Origin of the sequence: Bacillus sp. FSL R5-0603 (assembly GCF_038050295.1) — a bacterium.
Taxonomy (GTDB): Bacteria; Bacillota; Bacilli; order Bacillales; family Bacillaceae; genus Bacillus; species Bacillus subtilis.
The window spans coordinates 1,688,890-1,693,232 of the sequence record NZ_JBBOYP010000001.1 but is presented as its reverse complement, the minus strand read 5'-3'; the positions used below and the strand labels follow the sequence as shown (position 1 = coordinate 1,693,232).

The following is a 4,343-nucleotide window of genomic DNA, read 5'->3' as shown; positions in this document are numbered from 1 at the left end:
CACGCTGCCTCCATTTCACCTGCAAAATTTATATATATTTTCAGTTAATTACCATATAAACCTTTGATTCTACTTTTGACTTCTTCATGATGAAATGTTTTCTCATGCATCATCAGTTCCTGTTCAATGACGCGCGGCAGCTGATCGCGAAGCGGGGCAACCAAATGATCTTTCAGTGTAACCAGCGAGTTTCTCGGCTTTTCCGCCAATTCTTGCGCCAGCTCCACTGCATAATCTAACACTTCTGCACGGGGCAGCACCTTAAAGGGAACCCCTCTTTTTTCAAGATCAGCTCCGCGGTAGCTGCCCGCATTCAATAATATTTCCTGGGCCAGGCTGAAACCCAGTTTTTTAGGAACGATAAAGGTAGCGCCCATTCCAGGAGTAAATCCGTATTTCATAAAATTAGCCGTATACACGCTTTCCCTGCTCAGAATGACTATGTCAGCAAAGAGCCCCATGACAAAGCCGCCTCCAATTCCATGGCCCTGCATTGCCGCAATAACTGGAATCTCGCAATCCAGCGCCAGAGAATAAAGATTGTCATCTGTGAACTTGGTCAATCCCTGTTGAATTCGAAGCAGTCCTTCTTGCGTTCCTCCTGAAGCAAAATAATTATCATATCCTGTCAAAATGACCGCTTTGTATTTTGGGTTCTGCCGTATGTATTCAAACGCTTGAATTAAACCGTCTGTAAGTTCTTGTGAAAACGCGTTTTTATGAGTGCGATCTTGCATCTTTACCTGAATAATGGCGGATTCAATTTCGATAAGCTCTACAACAGAATGCGTCATGATGTCCTCCTAACGGTTCTGATTGTCATTTTTAAACGGTTACTGATCCTCCCATGGGAATTGTCCTGTTTCAACATACCTGATGATTCCCATTTGGTTTTGAGGATCAGAAAACATGTTTTGATTTGCAGTTAAAGCGGTGGCTTTCGCACGACTGACTTGATGATCAAGTGAGCTCATAAACTGTTTATAATGTGCGATTCCTTTTTTATTCAGCCTCCGCAAACGCAATAAATGCTTTCTCAGCAGCACGTCACTTTCAGCATCAAAAGCATCTATTAACCCCCATTCACTGGCTTCCTGAACGGAAATCGGCTTTGTCATAAGCGTCATATAATGCGCTTTCTGTCGGCCGATACGGCGGATCAGAAACGGTAAAACACAAGCAGGATACAGGCCGAATAGCAGCTCAGAGAGACTGAATGACGCCGTCTGATCAGCAATGGCAATATCTGTGGCAGATACAAATCCAAGACCGCCGGCATTCACTTTTCCCCTGACATGCGAAATCGTGACATAAGGGCCGGTCTGTAATTTCAGCCACAAATCATAGAGAGTCTCTTGGGAGCTTGCCTGTTTTCTGCCCCTTTTCATTTCCTGATAGATTTCTTGAAAATCAGCTCCGAAACAAAACACCTCGGGAAGCCCCTCTAAAACGACAACCGTCACCGTTGATGTTTCACATTGGTTTAACACTTGCAAGCATTCTTCTATCAGCGTGTCATTAATCGTATTATTCGCTTCAGGACGGTGAAAGGTAATATAGCAAACCGACGCTTGAAAGCGGACCTTTATCGTTTGATAGGTCACGAGACCCACCTGTACTTCCGATGAAACTCAGAAATTTCTTCTAAAAACAAGCGCGGCTTCTCTTGAGTGGACTGCATGATGCCCGGTATCATCTCAAAGTCCAGCTTTACATTGCGCGTCCCAAACCGCACCATCCCGCTCCCCTTAAACAGCAGCTCATACTCTTCCATGGAGAGCTGATACCGGCGGTCCAAATGCTTCTCAATACCAAATGTTCGCTGACGCTCCTGGCCTTGCGGAGTTGTAATTCCGCTGTAAAATTCAGAACAGCAGCCGGATCCGTAGGAAAAACAGCCAATTCGTTTAGGCGAATCAAATCTCCCTTGGTCTATCGTGCTGGCCAATGCCAGAAACAAAGCTGCCCCCATAATATTTCCAACCCGTTGACAGTAGTTTAAACCTGGTTTTACCCGAGTTAAAAAATCCGGCTCAATCCCGGATGTTTTCACCTTCGCCACCTTACGCATCATTGTCCGGTGCGCACCTTTCACCATCCCGCCAAAGGGCGTATGGTAAGCAAGATATTGAAACGTGTCCTGATAATTGGCACCCGGTACACGCTTTTGATATTCCAGAAAAGTCTGTTCGCAGCAATCCAAATATGACATTAAAGACAGATCAGAATCTCCCGCTTCACTGTCGGGAATGGGGCGGCACGTGTCCATCACTTCATAGCCGTAATAACCATTTGCTCCGGGATCTATTTGAAACACCTCGGGATTTTCGCCAACTAAAACGGCCACCGCTCCCGCTCCGGCGCTCGGTTCCGCATAAGACCAATCTTCGCTTAAAGCGTCTCCGCCCTCAGCGATTAAAAAACGTGAAATATCACTGGCGATAACCAGTGCTTTGGCACCCGGAGAAGTCTGGGATAATATAAAATTCACCGCCATCTGAAATCCCGCTGTCCCTGAATAACACGCCTGTTTAACCTCAAACAAACGGCAGTTGCGGTTGAGACCTAAATATTCATGGATATATGTACTTAACGATTTCCCAAAGTCGATCCCGGATTCAGAGCAAGTGATCAGCAATTCAATCCGGTCCTTCTCTGCTTCAGATAAAGCATCAATAATCGGCTTAGCTGCATTGACTCCGAAGGTCACGGGATCTTCATAAGGCAGTGCTACCGCTTTTTCTTTCATTAATAAGTTTTGAAATCTCACAGTATCTAAGTGTCTGTATTTGGCCAGCTCCATGACATCAAGGTATGCCGTTCCGCCAAAGACATTCATCGCTTCTATTCCGGCTGAAACCATTTATGATTCGCCTCCACATTTCTCAATGTTTTGTATACAAACCGCGGTGTTCATTCCGCCAAACCCCATGCTTAAGCTCAGCGCATTTTTGATGCGGTATGAAATCGATTTCTCATTTACCCAATGAAAGGAATCATCGATTGGATGATCCAAATTCCGGCTCGGATGCAGGGCAGATTTTTTCATTTGCAGCAAAACAGAAATAATCTCTACGATGCCCGCCGCACTAAGCCCGTGTCCGGTTATCGATTTTGTTGCATTGATATAAGCATGGGAAAGCCGGCATGCACGGAGCGCCTTTAATTCTATTTCATCTCCAATAAAAGAGCCTGTTCCATGAGGGTTAATATAATCAATATCTTCTGGTAAAAGCCTGGCACGCTCCAGTGCCTTCTGGATGACATGAATCTCTCCTTCTAATGAAGGATCAGGATTCCGGTTTCCGTCCAGTTTGATTGACCAGCCAGACAATGCTGCATAAGGTTTAAGACCTCTTCGTAAAGCCGTCTCCTTTCGTTCTATTACCAATGCACCGCACGATTCTCCATAGATAAACCCGTCTCTGTTTTGATCGAAGGGACGGCACGCTTTTTCAGGTTCATCAGCATATTTGTCCGTCCCCATAGCGCCTAAAGCCCTTAGCGCCTCGCATTCCATATAAGAAAGATCCATTAAAGCACCAAGTGCTATGCAAGTATCAACTTCGCCTGACAGGACTTGCTGAATCGCATGAATGACTGCTAACTGGCCGCTGGCCGAGGCTCCTCCCACCGTATATGCTAATCCCGTGATGCCAAACTGATCTGTACATATCCCGCAAAGATCGCTGTCCATGAAAGACAGGCCATACGCCGGAGAAATAAAACCGGAGCGGTCTTGATACCTTTCATAAACTTCAAAGTTTTCTCTCTGTTGAAAATTTGACCCGCCAACAACCAGTCCGATACGTGAGGAATCTGCATCGTCCAATTCAGCCTCCTCCCAAGCCTCTGTGAGAGTTACCAATGCAGCGCGGCTGGAGAATGATGCTTTTCGCAACATTTTTTTAGAGAGTCGGTCAGGATAAGACAATGACGCAATTTCGGCTCCGATAAACCGGCTGTCTTTTTGTCTGCCTGAACGCTTCATGACATCAAAGGCATGTCTGCCGGACAAGAGCGAGGAAGCAAAGTCCTCTTTCCCTTGACCGATAGAGGCCGTGACGCCTACACCGGTCACCACCACCTCAGGCAGATTGTACTTTGTCATAAAGCACCTCAGCTAATTCACCGATGTTTTTCACCCCGGATAGTTCAATACGAGGGATTTTTAACGATAAATCCTCTAGCACCATCGTGATAATTTCAGCTCTGTCTACAGAGTCAGCTCCTAGCTCAACTAACTGATCTTCAGGCTCAAATCTGTGTCCGTCTAATTCAGGAAGCACCTCGCAAATATTGGTGATTAGTACTTCAAAGATTCTCTGTTTATCCATAATACG

5 protein-coding genes are annotated in these 4,343 nt (G+C 45.7%); all 5 read right to left on the bottom strand.

The genetic code is table 11. The features are described 5' to 3' along the window. Positions 1–44: 44 nt before the first annotated feature. The 5 genes from NYE56_RS08735 to NYE56_RS08715 are packed head-to-tail and all read right to left on the bottom strand — an operon-like array spanning position 45 to position 4,337. Positions 45–794, bottom strand: a complete 750-nt coding sequence (locus tag NYE56_RS08735; protein WP_015715915.1) for a polyketide synthase — start codon at positions 792–794, stop codon at positions 45–47. A gap of 39 nt (positions 795–833) precedes the next feature. After that, positions 834–1,613, bottom strand: a complete 780-nt coding sequence (locus NYE56_RS08730) for an enoyl-CoA hydratase/isomerase (protein WP_341283722.1) — start codon at positions 1,611–1,613, stop codon at positions 834–836. Continuing rightward, entirely contained in the window at positions 1,601–2,863 is a 1,263-nt protein-coding gene (pksG, locus tag NYE56_RS08725; protein WP_341283721.1) for a polyketide biosynthesis 3-hydroxy-3-methylglutaryl-ACP synthase PksG, read from the bottom strand. Before pksG ends, NYE56_RS08730 begins: the two co-directional genes overlap by 13 nt. Beyond that, on the bottom strand, positions 2,864–4,111 hold the full coding sequence (pksF, locus tag NYE56_RS08720; protein WP_341283720.1) for a polyketide biosynthesis malonyl-ACP decarboxylase PksF: 1,248 nt from the start codon (positions 4,109–4,111) through the stop codon (positions 2,864–2,866). After that, positions 4,089–4,337 carry an acyl carrier protein gene (locus NYE56_RS08715; RefSeq protein ID WP_003231809.1) on the bottom strand — a complete coding sequence of 83 codons (249 nt, stop codon included), beginning with the start codon at positions 4,335–4,337 and terminating at the stop codon, positions 4,089–4,091. The genes pksF and NYE56_RS08715 overlap by 23 nt, the downstream gene beginning before the upstream one ends. Positions 4,338–4,343: the final 6 nt, after the last annotated feature.